This is a genomic window from Sphingobacterium spiritivorum ATCC 33861 (genome assembly GCF_000143765.1).
Classification (GTDB): domain Bacteria; phylum Bacteroidota; class Bacteroidia; order Sphingobacteriales; family Sphingobacteriaceae; genus Sphingobacterium; species Sphingobacterium spiritivorum.
Genome location: NZ_GL379770.1, coordinates 448,187 through 467,737, shown reverse-complemented (window position 1 = coordinate 467,737; position 19,551 = coordinate 448,187). Strand labels below are relative to the sequence as shown.

Genomic DNA, 19,551 nt, shown 5'->3' with positions numbered 1-19,551 from the left:
CCCTTTTCTTTGTCAATGGAGATCAGCTCACGCCGTTTTCCAGTATCGAGAATGTTTTATTCAGACAATTGATCTCCGCTAATCTTCCGTAAGGAATAGTAAAAGTAGGACAGGTATGACCAAAATCCATACGGGTAATGACCGGCATATCATAAAGTCCCTCTTCATCCAGTACTTTCAAAATTTCGGTTTCATACTGCTCTGTATACAGATTGTCATAAGGTCTCCCAAAAATAATTCCTTTAGCGCTTTTGAGTATTCCTGTAGCGGCATAGTTTCTTAGCCACCATCTGATATATTCAGGCTTAGGTTTATCTTCTGAAGTTTCAAAAAACAGAATGCTGTCTTTCCATACTTCAGGAGCCGGCCAGTAATCGGTTCCTTTGAGCATTTCCAGCACCTCCATACAACCTCCGATCAACCGACCCTGCACGGTAGTAGTTCCTCGTATAAAATTCCAGTCATCAACAGGAGATAATGTTCTCTTTACATCCTGCAGTGTAATATCAAACCAATCCAGAAATTCTGTTGTCCAACCTTCCTTATTGGGATGGATCTGCCCGATAGCGGAAGATGAAAACAATGTTTTCCGAAGATCTTTGATCTGATAGTCATGCATGGCCTGATTTTCTGCAAAACCAACTAAAAGCGACGTTCCGTAAAAGGAACTTAAACCGGCTTTAAGACAGATAAAATGGGTGATGGTGCTATCTGAAAACCCCAGAAATATCTTAGGATTATCTCTGATAACATTCAGGTCGATATACTTTAGCATGCGTATACTGTCATCTCCGCCAATATTTGAGATAACAGCCTTGACGGAAGGATCTGAAAAGGCTTCCATCAAATCGTTAGCTCTCGCTTCCGGATTATTATAAATCCATTGGGCCGGACGTAATGCATGTCTGGTTTCGGTAACTTCAAGATTAAAAATTTGGTTCAGGCGCTCCTTACCTTTCAGATATCGATATGGTAATTCGCCCGCAGCACCCCATGACATTGATATAGTGGCAACTTTATCTCCATTTGACAGCGCTTTCGGAGCAATTAGTTTCATAAGCACTTCGTTATTATGCATACAATATGAAATTTGCAGGTAATGAACAGTAAAGTTACTATAATTTAAGTGCAAGAGACTAGTTGTAGTTGGTTTTTAATATTTAACGCCTCCTTAAAGATTAATCATTTCCAGCGCAAGTTTTAGCGTAGCGGTGCTTGTGCTTTTTGTGTCTTATGTCACAAGCGGACGCTTGCGCCGGAGAAGATTTAGCGTCTTATTAAAGATCATTCTTCTAGCGCAAGCTTTAGCGTAGCGGTGCTTGTGCTTTTTGTGTCTTATGTCACAAACGGACGCTTGCGCCGGAGAAGCTTTAGCGTCTTATTAAAGATCATTCTTCCAGCGCAAGCTTTAACGTAGCGGTGCTTGTACTTTTTGTGTTTTAGGTCACAAGCGGACGCTTGCGCCGGAGAAGCTTTAGCGTCTTATTAAAGATCATTCTTCCAGCGCAAGCTTTAACGTAGCGGTGCTTGTACTTTTTGTGTTTTAGGTCACAAGCGGACGCTTGCGCCGGAGAAGGACAGGTTCTATTTCCGACATAAAATCTGTGACGCTATTTTAGTATCTGATCTGCTAACAATCCTAACACAAGTCCGCCAACTGTTCCAAATATACCCAGTAATATCATGGGAATAGCGACAATAGTGGCTATTAGCGATTGTGATTCTCTTATTTGAATAGAATACTTTGATAAGTCAGCAGATGGAAGAGGGATCGCATTTGTTACTGCACTTTCAAAGTTGGATACAGTGTTGCCTTCGTTCAATTCTACGCTATAGCTACCAACCGGAGCGTAAAACCGGTACAGTTCCATTCTTCCGGTCGAAAAATCATTTGTTTGCGGTCTCAGTAATGAAGGATTTAATTTTATTTCCTGATTTTCTGATTTCTCACAGATGTGCAGTCTGAATTTGTCAACGGGTGTTCTTTTAAATATTTCTCCTTTTTGCCAAACAGAAAAGGTTCCGGCTTTTGTAACTGCAAAGGTTCCGGCTTTTTGTACGTACGGAATTTCCAGTACAATCTTACCATTAAAGGTTTTACGGATTAGTTGTATGCCCCGGATTAAAATAAAAACCCCTATCGGGATTAAACAAAAGAATAATATCTGGAGCGAAAGAAGTGTCATTCAGTATGTAAATAAGTTATTTCAGTCTTTATTTTTATTCAATTGGTTGCTAATATAATCCAATTTAACCCTGTTTTACTTTTGCTCACAAGCTGATGCTAGCGTATACAATGATAAAAGGGTGAATTTCTATTAATCTAAATCTTTCTGACTGACTTTAAAACTTTCATTGGTATAACGCAAAACTCCTTTCCATTTTCCGTTTAACGTAAATAGTTCGCCTGATTTTTTATTTCTCACGATTAATTCAAAGGAGCAGGTAATATTATACCTATCAATGGTTTTTTCAAGAATTAGCTTTGATTTTGCCGGGATATTAAGTCCCATGGAGAATGACATCTGGTGGTTGTACGGTTTTGTTAGTAAACTATCTGTCAGTGAAAACCGATCTGTATAGTAACTAAATCTACCGTCACCATAATAGATTTCGGGTACACTCACCTCAAAGTATGCTTTATCAAAATCCTTGGGCAGTTCTTTTCCATTTTTATCAAATTGAAAAACGGAAGTCTTGACAAGATCCTCAAATACTTCTTTGTGCCAGACATTTATAAGTACAGCAGACGGATTACTAAACTCTTCAGCAGCAAAGCCAACTTTTACAGTATCTATTTTATCGTTTTCTGAGAGGAAATAGCTGAGTTTCTGAATTTCATATTTATGAATATCTGTATTCTTATTATCCGTTTCTGGCTTTACTGTATCTTTAGAACAGGCTGAAAGAAATAAAAAAACAACAGCAACGTAGTATAATAACAATCTTCTACAATTAAACAGAGATTCAAAAGCCATAATCAAAAATAAAAATCAACAAACCCGAATATAACAATATTTTATTACATTTAAGACATAAGATAACCTCTTTTAGCTTACTTGTGCTTTTATTTTGGAGGCACAAGCGGATGCTTGCGCCAGAGAATTATTTCTATTCAAGGAAGTATCTGGTTAATAAAGGAATACCTGACACTGCAATCTTAGACGGGCCTCTTTCTACAAACACTGTAGAGGATTTTAAATTGTCCAAAGAGCTGACTTCACAATTGAATCCTGATATTCTGGTTGTGATAACCTCAGACTTTCATATGCAAAGAGCCGGAATACTATACAGACGGTTTACTGATGGGTCTAAAGTCCTGTTTATGCCAGCTCCGTCCTCTTTGTCAGAAGAAGAACTGATACCGCTTATCGAACATGAAACGCGTGCTGTAAAAAAACTGCATGAAGAAATGGATGAGCAATAAATCCTTATTCCTTTTCAAATACTTCAATATGATCCTGTATCGTTTTTTCGGTTTGAATAATATCCATAATGATCATTTTAAATGTCTGCTTTGTATTTTTATCTGTCTGATTTATATTTGAATACAGAAAACCCATTAAAAAATCACTCTTATCATTCAACGTTTGCTTTAATTCTTCAATATTGGAGAGTGTAGCTATTTTCTTATAATCGATTAAATCAATTTTGGTGTTAGAAACAGATTTCCAGGCATTGATTTTAACTTTTGGAATATATATTCCTTTGGATCGCATAACAATATCCAAAACAGCGACATCCTTGTTATTCGCATAAAAGTCCAGTGAATCGATTAAAGATCTTTGTTTAGGAATAATCGCTTTAATATCTTCCTTAGATTCTACAAGTTCACTCCGGATAGTTGAAAATATCTGGTTAATATAGGCTTTATCTTTTCGTTCGGAATTCCAGTTATCAATAAAAAGCGCGATCAGAATACCTGCAATTACAGGGATGATCTCTTTAATAAACTGAATACTATAATCTTTAATTTTTCTCTTCATTAATAGTTTGTTGAATAACATTAAGGCAAAACCTCTGTAGGTGTGCTAAATTACAAAAAATGCTCAAAAATTCTGTTTCTGTGGATGATGATAGTCCGTAATTTTTGACTTGCGTTACCTTTTATAGTCCTCTTATAGCGCAAGCATTAGCGTAGCGGTGCTTGAGCTTTATACCATTGTGTCACAAGCGTACGTTTTCGATAGACAAGATTCACCCTCTCATCCGACCAGAAATGAAAAGCTCTGACGAAAGTCAGAGCTTTTCAATCATGTCTCCCGCTTTGAAAACGTATCAGACATGTGTTTGCATTGTTTATTTCGTAACCGTAACCAAGATATCATCAATAAAAATACGGTTTACGGTAGACGGCCAGTTACCGGAACGCTGGTCAAAAGCGCCGCCCAAGAGCCAGAACTGGGTTTCGGAAGTAGCCCCTGTAATCACAAAAGAATACGTTGCTTCGGGGGCTTTCCAGGAAGCCCGGCTAGATTCCAGATTGGAGTTGGTAGCAGGTGTATTGTTGATTTTAAACTCACTTACACTCACTTTTCCCGGTCCTTTGACACCTGCAGTAAGGACATTGTGGTCACCACTGGCATAGCGCACAGCTTTAAACGTCACCAGCAGGTTCTTTGTGCGTTGTACATTAGCAAGTTTCGGAGAAATAAGATCCCCTCCGTAATTCGTCCGGCCCAATTTTATAAACCCCGGACGTGCATAGATAGAAGCATAACTTCCTCCTCCTTCAGTCGTATTGACAGTACTTGTCCAGCCTTTTGCGACTTCGGCCGAAGTCCAGGAGCCAATCCTTGTTTCGCCGGTGGTTACACTAAAAATTTCACTTCCATACGTTAACCAGTTGAAATTCTCATTTAACACAACATCTCCCTCGACCTGTAACTTCACTCCCTTTTGATAAACCGTCAATGGAGTGGCTTGCTGTACATCATCCAGAAACAAGAGCAGATTTGCGGTACGTTCAATATCTGTATTTTTATTGACCCGGATGGTTACAGGTGTATCACCTGAACCTTCTGCCGGAGAGATTTCCAGCCAATCCGCTCCCTCTTCAGGGGCTATTTTCCATTTTCCTGTGGAACGAAGAATATAGTTCCCCGTAAGACCAGCTTCAGGAACATCTAACTTCTCCGAAATACCATCAATTTTCAGGTAAGGATCTTTTTGCTGTTCTCCGGTTGTAGCTGCAGCCTGCTCAATTTTGAGCACATTGCTTTGCAACTGTCCGTTGACCGTAAAAAATAAAGTCATCGTACGAACCTCCTGATCCTTGTTTTTAGTTACCGTCACCGTAAAAGTACCATCTCCGCTTCCTTCTGCCGGATCTATCTTAAACCAATGTTCTTTGCGCAGGGGCTGAACTTTCCAGTTGCCTCCAGACTGCACGGTAAAGGTTGCAGATGAGCCGTTTGCAGCGGCCTCCATTTTGGAAGGATTATCTTTAAGTGTTAAAAAATTGTTTATTTCATTTTCATCTTTACAGGACGAAAAGAGTATGGTTAAGCTAAGACAAAAGGCCATTATAGCTTTTGGCAGAGCCTTCAGGCTGTAATAATTGTTCGTTTTCATGAGTTTCATATTTTTATTTTACCTGCATCTCTACACGTTCCTTCATTACGGTCGTGACATTCCCTATTGTATATTGGTAAGACAACAGAAACACATTGGTTCGCATACCGAAAGACTCTTCTACTTTGAATTTATTGGGATAAGCCGGGTCATTATTCAACTGCACAATCTTGATGTCCTTGTACGGCTTAATGGTCACATTGTTAAATTCGTCCATTTCCAGAATAAGACAATTTTTCTCAATATTAGGAACCTTGGAGACAAAGGTTTCACTTCCCGCCACCATGCGTACACTATTGGTAGTCAATGGAAACAACTGCTTATTTGCTGCTGTGGCAAGACCGTTGGCAAAACCGACCATAGCATACATTGAATTTTTTGCCTGCGATGCAAACTCATTCTCAATAATCACCTGATACAACATGGTACTTTTGGTAGGCTTAATTTCCACACCGGAACCATTAGTTGCTTTTAGTCCGATGAAGTAGGTCGAGTCCGGAGATAATCCGTCCGGACGTAATTTAATCATCGTGCGTCCGGTCAGTTCACCTGCCTTGATCACGATCTTATCATCCATGATATCATATTTTCCTTTAGGTAGTAATTTGGCATACAGATCTTCTGCATTATCATACACTGCAAAGTTATATTTTGCCAGAGGAGCTGAATCTTCTTCCAATCCGATAATCAGATCTTTTGTCGGTGCGTGAGTACCTCCTGAAGATGCCGCTACATATCCTATAACCTCTTCACCCGTCAGCTGCACAACTTCTTTAAAGGTATTGTGATAATCAGAACTGATTAACGCTACTTCATTTTTGTACATTTCCTTTTCGAACACTTCATTGTCCTTACAGGAAGCAAATACGATCGAAATTGCAAGTATTGCTATCAAACTTTGTTTCATAAATATTTCGTTATGGTCTTCCGTTGTCCTTACGGACAACGGAAGACCTGTATATTTTCTTCTTCTGTTGCTTATTCCTAATTATATCCCGGGTTCTGATCCAGTGAAGGCAATCTTCGCATCTCAGCACGTGGTATAGGTACCCAGATCAATTTTTTATCCACCTGACGGGTCAGAAATGAGGAAGTACCTGGTGAAACCCTTCTGTAGAATGACTCACGTGTTGCACCATCCGGATTCATACCGCGGATAGGTTCACGTTCGGTCTCTTCATACATACCCCAGCGACGTACATCATAAAAACGTCTGTTCTCCCATAAGAATTCAACCATACGCTCACGCTCAATCTGTTTTTGCACCTCCGCTTTACTGGAAAGCTGAGCAGATGATAAGCCCGGTAAGCCTGCGCGGTAACGCACCATATTAAAAGAGGTCTTGATCTCATTCTCATCACGGCCAAGCGTATAGCTCTGATCCCCGACCTGTACGGTATGACTTCCGGTAAGGTTATTCATGGCTTCCGCATAAGACAATAACATTTCAGCGTATCGGATAATCGGATATGCCTTAGGCATCATCCGCGCACCTGTACCCGTAAGTGCGTCAAAGGCATGGTTCCATTTTTTGATCACATAACCGGTAAGCGGATAGTTAGGTGAAGATGCCGATACCCCTCCACGGCCATCGGACTCCTGATAGAAATATTTGGCAGTATGGTTATTCAGTGTAGTACTGGATAAAGCTTGCCATACAGCACCATTGAAACCCACAGAAGCATAGAAACGCATCTCCCGGTTGGCATACATCTTGAATATACCCGCATTCATTGGATACCCTGAAAAATTGCGTGACTGTGTAGTAAAGAGATCGGCAAATGTTCCACCAGCAGGGAGGTCAGCAACCGATTCAAAATAAGTATCACCCCGAGCCTCTTCTCTGGTACGTCCGTCATCCATCAGGTAGGCATCTACCACTTTTTGTGTCACGGAAAAACGTCCCCAGCCACCCAAAGTCGGAGGAAGTGCACCCTGATTCAAATTGGTATTAAGGTATGCGGTATTTCTTCCCCAGATATATTCAGGGTTAATAGAAGCTACGGCTTCTCCGGTAAATACATCCGAATACGATCTGAATGCATCAATTCCCTTAGCGCCGTTAGGATAGACCCCGTAGAAATTAGGATCAGAGGTAACTCCGGCAGGCAGTACAGGAGTTCTTTCGTCGGCCGGCACTGTATACAATTTGTACCTTCCCATATCCATCACCCGCTTTGCTGCAGCAGCAGCCACTGCCCAGCGTCTTTCATTATACTGCTGAGATACATAGTGTACACCATCTGTCTTACGTACCCAGCTACCATAATAGGAGTTGGCTGCTGCGCCGCCATTAAACAACGGACTGGCATGGATCAACCGCAAACGCGCAATTAAAGCAAATGCAGCTCCTTTGGTCGGCTTACCAAAATCCAGTAAACTGACATCAAGAGGCAACTGTACAGCAGCCTTTTCAAATTCGCTGCAGATATATTCCATCGCTTCATCATATGTCGCTCTCGGACGATCATAATATTCGATCGTCTCATTGGTACTCACGATATCATCCCCCAACAAAATCGGAGGGCCGAAATCTATAATCAGATTGTAGTATGCATAGGCACGTATAAAACGGGTATAGCCTTCAATCCGGTTACGATCCGCATAAGTCATATCCCTGGGCAAATCAAGATTTTTCAATATCGTATTCGCTTTACGGATAATCTTATAGTATTTTCCCCACTGATTAAGTCCGCCGTAAAAATCAGGTGTGATATTTCCGGTAACAAAGTCCATCCCATAGTAAATATTGGTAGTTCCCGTTCCGGTCAATCCGTTTATAGCCTCATCGGTTGCCATTGGTCCCGGTGTATAATTACTACGGATGGTATTGGATTCGTCCGGGAACATAGCCGCTGCTCCCCACATGTAGGCTTCCATATACCGGGTATTTGTGAATGCCGAATCAATATTAAATTCGTCATCAAAATAATTGTCGATATTAAGATAATCTTTACAGGATGTTGCCATAAACAACAGCGGCAAAGCCAGTGCGACTTGTATTATTCTTTTTATGATTACTGACGTTTTCATGTCTTTAATTTATATCTGTACTACTAAAAATTAATATAGGCCTGTAGTGAATAGGTCGAGGGTATAGGATATTTACGTCCACCCCAGGCAGCTTGTTCCGGATCAAATATTTTGACATTATCCCAGATATACAGGTTGTTACCGACAAACTGAAGATCCATGGATTTAACCCCTACACGCTTAAGGAATTTCGGACTCACATTGTAACTCAGTGTGACCTCCTGTAAACGGATATAGCGTGCGTCTCCCTGCCAGAAGGTAGATAACTGGCTGTTGTTGCTGTTATTGCCGTATTGCATACGTGGGAAACGGGCGTTTGGATTTTCAGCCAGAGATAAATCAATACCCTGCTCTAAAGCATAATCCCGGGGAATCCATCGGTTTGCAGGATCATTGACCAGAGAGATCAGGTTGCCGTCCGTTCCTCCGAAGAAAGGCATATAACCCATACCTGTATTTTCAACCACCCCTTTATAATTCATCGGTTGACCCACATAGAAGAAAGAAGTTTTGCCCGTTCCTTTGAAAAGCACACCAAGAGAAAGGTTTTTGTAGCGGAATTCTCCACCAAAGCCGTACATCGTCAGCGGGTAGTTACTGTGTGTCAACGGCACTTTGTCCAAAGTATTGATCACACCGTCACCATTCACATCCTTATACTTGATATCTCCCGGTAATACTGCTCCAAAACTCTGCGTAGGACTATACTTGATATCATCCTCATCTTTGAACAAGCCCAGAGACTGGTATCCGCGGATAGAATTATACGGATAGCCGTTATACTCCAGATACGAGTACTCCAGATAAGCTTGTTCCCAGTTTTGCACCACATTTTTAGAATACGTAAAATTACCACGCAATGTCAACGTCATATCGTTATTGATCTTGGTCGTATACGTAATATTTCCGTCAGCACCGGAACTTTTCATGCGGCCAACATTGGCATAAGGATTGGAAATTACCCCTACATAATCCGGAACCTGCACGCGTGGCTGGAAAATACCATTACGCTGATCCTGGAAAAAATCAATCACAAAGTCGACCTTATTATTGAACAGTTTTCCTTCTATACCCACATTGGATTTGATCGCGCGTTCCCATGCCAGATTATCTGCCCCTATACGGGTTTCTGTAATGGTTTCAATACCTCCGACTCCCCAGACATTACTTTCGTAGATATCTGCCTTTGTCAGATAAGGGAAGCGAACGGCGTTAGAAATACGGTCGTTACCCACTGTACCATAAGATGCTCTGATTTTAAAATAGTCTAACCAGGGAGCTGCTTCCTGTACAAATTTGTATCCGGTAGGTACCCAACCCAATGCAATGGACGGAAAGAAACCATATTGACGCCCCGGCTGAAAGTTTTCTGAACCTGTATAACCAAAGTTGACATCCAATAAATAAGTATCTCTGAAACCATAGGTAAACCTGCTTGACACCCCCTGATAACGTACCGGAATAGCGGTAAGATTATTTGTCGCATCATCGGTATCTTTCGCATCACTGAGGTAATAATAAAGCAATGCCGATGTACGGTGGTCATCACCAAATTTCTTATCATAATTTAGTGTAGACTCAAAATGATACTTGCGATATTGTCTCAATCCTTTAACATATGCTGCTGGTCTTTCCTGTACTTTCTGAGCCATAATCAATGATCCGTCCAGATTACGACCAGTTGCTTCATACAGTGCAGGCTGTATCCACCTGCGCTCTGCAAAATAGCTGTGAAGGTCATAAGCTCCCTGTGCACGGATTTTCAATCCATCCAGCAAGCTTTTCAGATCCTGATCAAGTGCCAGCGTAACTTTTCCCTTGTAAATCTGCTGATTGTAGCTACCGGTACGGTTAATCATTACATAAGGCGAGGAACGTTCTCCGCTACCTACACCCGGTAACAGTCCGTTGGAATATTGAATCGGAATAGAAACCGGAGTAAGTGTAGACTGCGTTTTCCAGATAAAGTCCGTATCGGCTATACCGGGCTCTTTCTTGTCCGACAGAAATCCATCTGATCCTAAAAATACTTTGGTTGTCTTGGTCAGGTTGATATCCAGATTCACCCGGTAATTGTAGGTGTTGTAGCCTACATTGGAACTGTAAATAGAATTTTTGTCCACTTTGTATGCTGCTGTTTCGGTGTTACCCCCAAGACTCAGGAAATAACGGGCAACCTCAGATCCTCCGCGACCAGAAGTATAATAGCTCTGACGCCAGAAGTTTTTATTGAGGATTTCATCCTGCCAGCTGATATCCGGATACATGTCCGGATCCAGATTATACTTTATAATACCTAATTCCGTATCGTTGAATAAAGGCTCACTGCCACGTACAGCGGAAGCCTCATTAGCCAGCAATGCATAATCGTAAGCGCGAAGATATTCAGGCAGGCGACTGAGACGGGACATAGTCGAATTGACACGTCCGGTTATCTGAATACGGTCTACAGTACCGCGTTTGGTCGTTACTAACACGACCCCGTTGGCTCCCCTCACACCATATACCGCAGTAGCCGATGCATCCTTCAGAATGGAGAAGCTCTCCACATCTGCCGGGTCAATGGTATTCAGATCGCCTTCAAGACCGTCGATAAGGACAAGTGCTTTGGCATTAGCACCAAAGGTACCGATACCACGTATCCAGAAGTCAGCGATATTCGCTCCGGGTTCACCCGAAGTCTGCATTGAAATAACCCCCGCAGCACGTCCGCCTAATAAGTTGGCGATAGAAGGAGCAGGACTTTGCAATTGCTTTACATCTACAGTCGTAATGGCACCTACGGAGCTGATTTTCCGCTGCTGGGCGCCCAGACCAACGACTACAACCTCCTCTATATTCGTACTTTTTTCCAGTAATGTTATAGTCAGATTTGCGGTAGATTCTACTACTAAATGTTCTGTCGTTTCGTATCCTACACTCGTAAATACTAGTCTGTCCCCGTATATAGCTTTAATATTGAATTTACCTTTTGCGTCTGTCGAAGTAGTCCCGGTGGGTTTATCCTTAACATAAATCGACACACTGGATACCGGCTGCCCCTTGTCATCAACGACACTCCCCGCAACCGTTAGCTGTTCTTGTTCTTGTGTTTGTTGTGCATACGTGACCGAAAAACACAGGTATAACGGTAGCATACACAAAAAATGAATGATCTTCATGATATTGTAATAGGTTAATTATTCGATAACTAGTTTACGGATGCGTGCATTATTCCAATCGGCGATATAGATATCTCCCTGATCATTGACGGCCACTCCCCAGGGTTGGTTGAACTGGGATTCGACTGGTCCTCCGTCTTTATAACCGGCTTTCGTCGGCTGCCCGGCAACTGTAGAGACGATACCATCAGCAGACAACATACGGATACAATGATTGCCGTAATCCGCGATAAACATATTTCCGGCTCTGTCAAACTTGATATCTTTCGGAAAATTGAATACAGCATCTGCTACCGGTCCGTCCCGGAATCCTGAACCTCCCGGTGCATTGATACGTTTAAACCCTCCTGTACCGTTCGGATCACGAAGATCTAAAACCGAAATCCCCTGAGCAAAAGTATTCGGACTGGCGTTGGAATGCAGGGTGATATAGAGCTCCCATGGTTTAGCCGGATTGATCGCCTGTCCGTACTGGGAGCCGTAAGGTCCCTGATGTACGATAGTAGCCGCATAAGTAACCGGATTGATTTTTGCTACTTTTCCGTCACGAAAACGGGTATACAGATGTCCGTCATACGGACAGAAGGTAACGAAGTTAGCATAGCGGTCGGCCTGCACGATAGAACCGTAATCAGCGGCAGAGAATTGTGCATTACGCTGACGCAATATCCAGGCTTCTCTGGGATCGAATGAGAAGAATACTTCAGCCACAGATTCGTGTGATACGGTCATAATACCTGTTGCACGATCTACTGTTACCCCATTGGCATACGGGTTAGGCGAAGAGGCTGCAGAATATAAAGGAGTCACGATATTTTCCTTCTCATTGATACGTGCAATACCAAATGAACCTCCGTCACGCCAGGTCATAAATAAATTACCCTGCGCATCCATATCCAGATACTTGCCGTATACATGTGCCTGATCAAGCGGACCGGCCAAAAAGTTTTTGTCACCTGTCCCGGTGACTGTACTGACCTGCGCCTGAATATGATAGGTAAATGAATTGTTGTAAACGACTGAATCTTTCCCGATAACAACAGAAATCTTTGGGTCATCTCCCGGAAGACGGGGTACGATAGCGTATATACGCTCGCCACTGGAGGAAATGACAGAAGCCTGCGCATTGTTGAAATACACTTTGATCTTGCCCGGGTCGGAACCGAAGTTTTCACCATCCAATAGAATTTTGTCCTTTGCCCCACCCTCCATCGGATAAAAACTTGTCAGGACAACAGGTTTATTCGGGTCATAAGCTTTTTGCTCAAGCTCACTTTTACTTTCACAGCCGCTGAAAAACAGGGCAACTACGAAAGAACAAGCGGTTAATAAGTAGCAGTTCATTACATAAATAGTTTAGGTTGAGTAAATGTTCTTTTTCAGGGGCAATATTAGGGATGTACTGTTTGCTTAAGGTTAACAGCATATTATTATAATATAAGGATTTAACGTTTTTTAACAGGATAATTCACTAACTCTTAACATAAGACTTAATGACACAGCCGGAGCAATAGCAAAGAGGAATGCTGATTTTAAGCAAAGATTTCATGCAGGTCTCCGCACCAAAGTGTGCATATCTAAATAAAGGCAGCGGGAAAATGCACAAGATTTTTCTATTCCAAACTTGAGATAAAACCGGAGTAGTTTAGGAAGAAAGAGAAAGGGAGTAAACAAGAGTTTATACTGAAGAGGCCGGAAGTTTCGGGGAACAATAGCCCTTCAGGAATAATAGCTTAGGTAATGGCGAAAGAATAGAAAAAGAATGACAACTTGTCTCAACGCTCCGGAATCAGCCTGCCTGAAGGCAAAAGACAAAGCCCTGACCAAAGGCAGACTTTATTCCATTAAACGTATTTTGCTTTTTTTAAAGCGTTTGAAAAATCCAACCGAAACTTTGAAGCATCGAATCCATCTAATTTTTTCTGCTTATCCAGCAAAATCTGGGTTGATTGATATAACAATTCAAATACATAGGAACATATCTCTTCCTCTGAGATAAGCGTCCTTAACTTTTCGAAATCCGGCCGGACACTGTAATGCCCCACATTGTAAGAGTAAAACTCGGTGTATGAGGAAGGATTTCCAACTCTTTTCTGAAAGCGCAATGGATAAGGTTTGTGACTTTCTACAAGCTCTAAATCTATCCACAGCTGTTCCATATTAGCTCCGTAATCTTTGTGCAGGGCTTTTTCAATGGATTCAAAATGTTTCGTTACAGCTTCTGAAACATGATAAGTATTTTGATCTACACTATTTGCATGAAATGCCACTTTTAAAAGGCTGCCAGCAGGCTTTGGACGACTTTCCGGAAAATCTCTTATTATTCCAATCTTAAATGTGCCGTAGGAATTGAAAAATATCATTTTTGTAAATGACTGATCCATGATCCCGATTTCTTTCTTGTGCAGCATCTTCCCGATTTGGTCGACAACAGATGACTTATGCACTAATGAACTGTTATTGGAGGAAATACAGAGATAGATTTCACCATCCGTAAAAGTATCATCTATCGTTTGACTAACAAATTGAGTCCTGAAATCTTCGTTAACACCGCAATAATGCCATTTTACTTTTCCATCACTTTGGGCTAAATCACCATCTTCATTAAGCCAGTTTGTGAGGTGAAATTTACTATGAAAAAATCTGAATAATTGTTTTGAGTCCATTGGATTAAGTATTATCTGATTACTTCAGCTATGGTTATTTTACATCTCTCACAACAGGCCGCAGCCTGATGTCAGGAGCATCCGAACACAAGAACTTCGGAATTAGTCCACCCCACGCAGACGGTGAAGCCCGCACTTTTTTATCGTCTAATTTAGAAATGTAATGATTGCTTCTTTATTTTTTGTAGCGTCTGCAAAAACATTTTGTAATGTCAAAAATCCATCAGCCAGATAATCAAAAGCATCATCCCCTTCGTCCCAAATGATCGGATAAACTTCTAATTCATTCATTCTTTCAGGGTTGAACCTTTGTTTTAAATCAGCAATTGTAATTGCCGAAATTTCACCATTTAATTCAGCAACCTGCTCTGCTGTCAAATAATGAGCGGGACCATAACCTAAATCCTGCTCTTCATCAATAATTTGTGCGCTGAATAAAATTCTTACCAGATTGTATTTCGCAGTGGCCAGACCTTGTCCGGTTAGTAAAAATATAATTCCATCCCAGGACTTGTCAATGTCAATCAGATTTTCGGCGTCTGCTTCATCATTATAAATGCTGTCTTCTAATAATGAACTATCTTTCAAATACGCTTCAAGTTCAGACGTTGTCACTCGAAGCAAATTTGCTATCATACTCATAAGTCAATTATCATAGTTTAAAAATTTAAAATTTCTTTTTATAATGTGATTGTTGGTAAACATGCCGATGATGGGTCCCAATCTTTAGAATAAAAGTTCAATCGAAGAACAAAAGCTTTTCAACCTTGCTTTTAGCAATATTTTATCAACAGCTTCCCTTATATCGCAACACAACTTCCCGCTATAACTTTTAATTGACCGTCAAACATTTTCCAAACCCGCAGATAACGAAAGTTACCTTCAAAGTTTTGTTCCAGCATTTTTCCTTTAATCTTTGAAGACAAAGTAACCACTACGTTTTCACCAATTTGCTTTACAGAATCGATTGAGGAAGTGATTTCTTCTAAAACAAGGTTTCCGGATCTGTGCGTTTCCAGATCCATTTCCTTTGTAATGACTTCACCGTCTGAAAGAACAAAAAGCAAATCATCATGAAGCAATTGATCCAGAATCCCGACATCGCTTTTCTGCATCGCTTCGCGAAGTTGATTTTCAATATCCAGGATTTTCTGTTCATTAAGGATTATGGAGCTCATTAGTTGGTTTTTTACGATTTATAACAAACTTTCTGTTAACAGGTATTTATACAAAACTAATATACGAAAAGTTTAGCTTGGCGGAGCACCTTACAGTCTGTTTGCTAGTAGAACTATAAATGTGATTCCTTCTGTTAATTCCACAGACTCTTGTGGTACAGATAAATTTGGTGATTAAAAGGAAAGAGAAAACAAATTATTATACAATATAGGCCGATATTGTCAGGAAGTTAGAAAGTTAAATAATACTGCACATAACAGGCAACAGCTTGGCGATAGTGGCGATTTAGAAAATCGAACCTTTCAATCCTGCACTTCACCTAGGTAACAGCTTTTTACTATTTTCTAAATTTATGAAAAAAGGAAATATAAAAAACTGTTGCGACAAAAAAAGGAGAAATTGAAAGTTTCTCCTTTAAACCGCCATTTTATGAAACCCTCATGAGCAGCAGTAGCGTTTCAGAGTCTGTTTTGCAGTTCTTCAATTTCCAGCATTAGCCATTCATTATACCAGGCATCAAACTTTTGTCTGTTCCCGTTTTTATCTAAAACGGGAGCAACTCCTCCCCAATTATCGCGAAAATCAATCCAGATCTCACCTTTGCAATTTCCGGATATTACAATGAAATAGTATTCTCCGCAACCAATTCCACAAATGGGCAAAACTCCGTTTACTTCAAATCTTTCGTAGTATTCATTTCGGGGATTCTCTCCGTTTATGGCTATAAATTCCTCAAACTCCTCGTTAGTTGGCTCCCTTAGTTGAAAAAGATCGTTTCTAAATTCGCTGGTATACTTGCCAAACCAGTTAGTGAATTTCTCATACAAATATTCCCAGTTTTCTACGTTATATTCCTCTTCAAATTGAAATGTATTTTCCAGGTCTGTTATGGTGTCATCAAAAATAAAACAATGTTCTTTGTCAAATGTCACTTTTAAAATTCCGAGATCCGGCCCAATTCCGGCATCATCCCAGGTGCTTCCGGTTCCATTTCCAATTTCAGTAAGAAAAAGTTTATATTCAACCGGTAGATGAACATTATTGTTGTGCTCGAAGTCACTAATTATATCTTCGTCAAGCGGTGGGTTTAGAGACTTAAAAATTGCATTCTTTTGTTCAGCAGATAATTGATTTTTATCAGCAAACTTTTCAATTAGTTCATAATAACGTCTTAAGTTAGATTTAATTTCTTCAATCAATATTTTACTATGATTTTTCTGCATATTGCGTATAAAGGAGCGTGTATTCGCGATAGTAGTGGATGAATAATAAAAGAAAGAAACTTCCAATTTCTACCTTATCCCTCCATTTCGCAAATACGATGTTTTATTAATAAATAATTTCTTGATAAATAGCAATCGGGCTAATTGAAATTTTCGGATAAGAAGGAACGAAAAAAAACTTTTCAAATCCTTGAAAAGATGAGAACACATTTCTAAACGCTTTTATAAAAAGTTCAGAGTCTTCTAATTCACTATCATCGTATCCCAAATATTCATCATTTAGATCTTTTCTATTATCTTTTTTTTGAGGACAAGATGTAATGATACCAAAAACTGATAACTTAATATTTGGTCTTGAGCCGTATGTATATATTATATCATCAAAACTTCCATTGACTAAGTACTCATTTTTTAAATTTGCCAAAATTTGAAAGTCATTAAAAATATCAAATGGGGCTAATCTAAAATTTAATCTGTGAGCAGAAAATGTATCTAAAAAAATTTGAACTCCTTCAATGAAGGTTTCATCTAAAAAATTAGCATTCACTTGGGACTCCAGTTGTTTATCAAAATTTTTCTCGATTGCAATTAATCTTATTAGCTCTTTTTGAGAATTTGGGTTTTTCTTTAAATCTCTTTTTAGTTCGTTGATTTGCTCTTTTTGCTTTTTTATTTCTGGATTGTTTTTAATAGCAGAACCATATATCAATCTTTGTATTTCATTGAAATTTGACATTATTCTTTTAAAACGCTCAAAGTCCTCGAATGTACTCCATCCAGTAGCTTTGATATATTTAAAGCTAGGAACTTCTTGAAGAAAATCATTAAAACTTTTACCGTCATTTTCAAATTTGTCATTTATGTCTGTTAAAATTCCTTTTTTAAAAAGTGAGGTTTCGATCTGATTAAGTAACTCGTGATAAATTTCTATAGTTTCCGTTTTAATATTTTTATCCTTGCCATTTCCACCAACTTTAGCCTTAAGGATTTTAATATCAATACCTATTTCAGAATTATCTCCTGATTCTTCTTCAATCGTTTTTGTTAAACGACTTAACAAACCATCATTAAGTTGACTATTTAATGATTTTGCTTTATCATAATCAAAATAGATTAAATCTTTTATTGAATTCATTTCAGTTAAAATATACATAACGGATTGCTGCTTGACGATAGTGACAAATTAGAAAGTCGAAACTATCAATTTTGCACTAATCTGATTACCAGCTTTTTTATTATTTACTAAATCTATGAAAATAGGAAATATAAAAAGCTATTATGACAAAAAAAGAGAATATTTCATTTTATCACTTAACTTACCATTTTGCAAAACCCTTCTTATATGCCATTTTTATTTTACGAATAGCAGTATTTGATAATCTCCTCTTTCAGATTTATAAGAATTTCCTGCTTGACTAAATCCGTATTTCTTTAATAAAGAAATCATTTTTTGATTTTTTTCTCTTACAGTTGAATAAATATTATTTTCTGAATTTGATATTAACTCAACTATTTTATTACCATTCCCTTTTTCTAAACTTACAACCCAGCCTAATTCAAAACGATATTCTTTTGAATCTTTTTCAGTGCCTGATAACCGAAACACTTTTTCTTTGTAAGTTTTGTTTGGATTTTTTAGGGCAGCTATTCCTAATGGTTCCTTTATGTTACCAACTATTAAAAGTTTTGGATTTTTTTCAATTAAGCCATCAAAAGTTACCTCTGAAACTTCATTCGCATTTATTAGAATATTTTTGAAGATATTAATTTCATTAGTAGAGAAAGCTTTAGCTTCTTTATAAACGTAATTTTTCATTAGAGTATGTGGTTAAAATGGCATATAACATATTTTTAACGAACCTAATATACAAAACATTCCGCCAATCCGTCTCTATAAACGCACTTCGCCTTACATATCCAAATAAGATATAACAAATTATATTTCAATAGGTTAACACAGCATTAAATATCGTAAAACTAAACAATCGCTACAAATAAATTATTATCTGTATGTGGATAACGAAACACACTGAAAGTATTTGAAAAAAGTTGATTACGCAAAGATACGCTAGCAATACAATTAAAGTATACAAAGATTATGTCCGTTTAGACCTTAAACATATCGATGATTAAGAGGGATTCAATCGCAGTGGCAGGATAACCTCACTCCGCTCGGTGATCCTGTATAGGGTGGGATCAACGGTTCTCATCCCGCCGAAAATAAAAAAAGCCCTGACTTTCGTCAGAGCTTCTCGGTCGGGGTGGCAGGACGAATCTGCGCACACTCAAATATCTATATGTCAATATGTTGACTTTCTTTAAAAAGAACTACTCACCGTTTAACTCACATATAATTTGTGATTCGATGTTGCAAATTTAATCATTTAATTTGATTGAGCAATACAATTTGGTGATTTTTGATTTAAACCTCAAAATCACTAAAGCGATTTTTCTGGCTCATTTTTTCAAATAAAAAGATTAACAAGGTTCAAAGTTATATAATAAAGCAATCAGACTTAAAGTCTCTTTATATCCGTTAAATTTGCGTTTACTAAAGGGGCTTTTCAAAGTCATTTCATACTGAATATTTATAAAATAATCTCCACAGTTGGGTGAGATTTATGACAAAAATCTTCCCACAGGTGGGGTGAACTTGGGTAAAGGTATCACTTAATATAATGATGTTTGTGTATTAATTAGGGATAAACTGAATTT

Annotated in this window: 16 protein-coding genes; 1 reads left to right on the top strand and 15 read right to left on the bottom strand. The window is 39.1% G+C overall.

The window, feature by feature from the left end; all coding sequences use genetic code 11:
* Positions 1-22: 22 nt before the first annotated feature.
* The 3 genes from HMPREF0766_RS02310 to HMPREF0766_RS02300 all read right to left on the bottom strand — a co-directional run bounded on the left by HMPREF0766_RS02310 (position 23) and on the right by HMPREF0766_RS02300 (position 2,945).
* Entirely contained in the window at positions 23-1,057 is a 1,035-nt protein-coding gene (locus HMPREF0766_RS02310) for a S66 family peptidase (RefSeq protein ID WP_037459514.1), read from the bottom strand.
* 553 nt (positions 1,058-1,610) lie between these two features.
* Positions 1,611-2,186 (bottom strand): hypothetical protein, encoded by a 576-nt coding sequence (locus HMPREF0766_RS02305; protein WP_002993320.1) that lies wholly within the window; start codon positions 2,184-2,186, stop codon positions 1,611-1,613.
* Between the two features lie 132 nt (positions 2,187-2,318).
* Positions 2,319-2,945 (bottom strand): hypothetical protein, encoded by a 627-nt coding sequence (locus tag HMPREF0766_RS02300; RefSeq protein WP_236590559.1) that lies wholly within the window; start codon positions 2,943-2,945, stop codon positions 2,319-2,321.
* Positions 2,946-3,088: 143 nt separating this feature from the next.
* Here HMPREF0766_RS02300 and HMPREF0766_RS02295 point away from each other — a divergent pair, with 143 nt between their 5' ends.
* The gene (locus HMPREF0766_RS02295; RefSeq protein WP_002993316.1) at positions 3,089-3,427 is read left to right on the top strand and encodes a YdcF family protein; all 339 of its coding nucleotides are present in this window, start codon (positions 3,089-3,091) and stop codon (positions 3,425-3,427) included.
* Between the two features lie 4 nt (positions 3,428-3,431).
* Here the strand turns inward: HMPREF0766_RS02295 and HMPREF0766_RS02290 are convergent, their stop codons facing one another.
* The 12 genes from HMPREF0766_RS02290 to HMPREF0766_RS21775 form a co-directional block, all read right to left on the bottom strand.
* Positions 3,432-3,986 (bottom strand): hypothetical protein, encoded by a 555-nt coding sequence (locus HMPREF0766_RS02290; protein WP_037459858.1) that lies wholly within the window; start codon positions 3,984-3,986, stop codon positions 3,432-3,434.
* A 313-nt stretch (positions 3,987-4,299) separates the two neighbouring features.
* A complete protein-coding gene (locus HMPREF0766_RS02285) occupies positions 4,300-5,574 on the bottom strand; it encodes a BACON domain-containing protein (RefSeq protein ID WP_236590560.1) in 1,275 nt (424 codons plus the stop codon).
* Between the two features lie 13 nt (positions 5,575-5,587).
* Positions 5,588-6,481 carry a BT_3044 domain-containing protein gene (locus HMPREF0766_RS02280; protein WP_002993311.1) on the bottom strand — a complete coding sequence of 298 codons (894 nt, stop codon included), beginning with the start codon at positions 6,479-6,481 and terminating at the stop codon, positions 5,588-5,590.
* Between the two features lie 77 nt (positions 6,482-6,558).
* Positions 6,559-8,607 (bottom strand): RagB/SusD family nutrient uptake outer membrane protein, encoded by a 2,049-nt coding sequence (locus HMPREF0766_RS02275; protein WP_002993310.1) that lies wholly within the window; start codon positions 8,605-8,607, stop codon positions 6,559-6,561.
* 23 nt (positions 8,608-8,630) lie between these two features.
* Positions 8,631-11,768: a SusC/RagA family TonB-linked outer membrane protein gene (locus tag HMPREF0766_RS02270; protein WP_002993309.1), complete on the bottom strand. Its 3,138-nt coding sequence runs from the start codon at positions 11,766-11,768 to the stop codon at positions 8,631-8,633.
* Positions 11,769-11,786: 18 nt separating this feature from the next.
* Complete coding sequence (locus tag HMPREF0766_RS02265) at positions 11,787-13,112, bottom strand: IPT/TIG domain-containing protein (RefSeq protein WP_002993308.1); 1,326 nt, start codon at positions 13,110-13,112, stop codon at positions 11,787-11,789.
* Positions 13,113-13,612: 500 nt separating this feature from the next.
* Entirely contained in the window at positions 13,613-14,434 is an 822-nt protein-coding gene (locus tag HMPREF0766_RS02260) for a hypothetical protein (RefSeq protein WP_002993307.1), read from the bottom strand.
* 147 nt (positions 14,435-14,581) lie between these two features.
* Positions 14,582-15,076, bottom strand: coding sequence for a YfbM family protein (locus HMPREF0766_RS02255; RefSeq protein WP_236590561.1), 495 nt, complete (start codon positions 15,074-15,076; stop codon positions 14,582-14,584).
* Between the two features lie 158 nt (positions 15,077-15,234).
* Positions 15,235-15,612 (bottom strand): nuclear transport factor 2 family protein, encoded by a 378-nt coding sequence (locus tag HMPREF0766_RS02250; protein ID WP_002993303.1) that lies wholly within the window; start codon positions 15,610-15,612, stop codon positions 15,235-15,237.
* 459 nt (positions 15,613-16,071) lie between these two features.
* Positions 16,072-16,812 (bottom strand): SMI1/KNR4 family protein, encoded by a 741-nt coding sequence (locus HMPREF0766_RS21780; protein ID WP_169311196.1) that lies wholly within the window; start codon positions 16,810-16,812, stop codon positions 16,072-16,074.
* Positions 16,813-16,942: 130 nt separating this feature from the next.
* Positions 16,943-17,971 carry a DUF6414 family protein gene (locus HMPREF0766_RS02240; RefSeq protein ID WP_138944195.1) on the bottom strand — a complete coding sequence of 343 codons (1,029 nt, stop codon included), beginning with the start codon at positions 17,969-17,971 and terminating at the stop codon, positions 16,943-16,945.
* A gap of 216 nt (positions 17,972-18,187) precedes the next feature.
* Positions 18,188-18,652, bottom strand: coding sequence for a hypothetical protein (locus HMPREF0766_RS21775; RefSeq protein WP_002993298.1), 465 nt, complete (start codon positions 18,650-18,652; stop codon positions 18,188-18,190).
* Positions 18,653-19,551 lie beyond the last annotated feature (899 nt).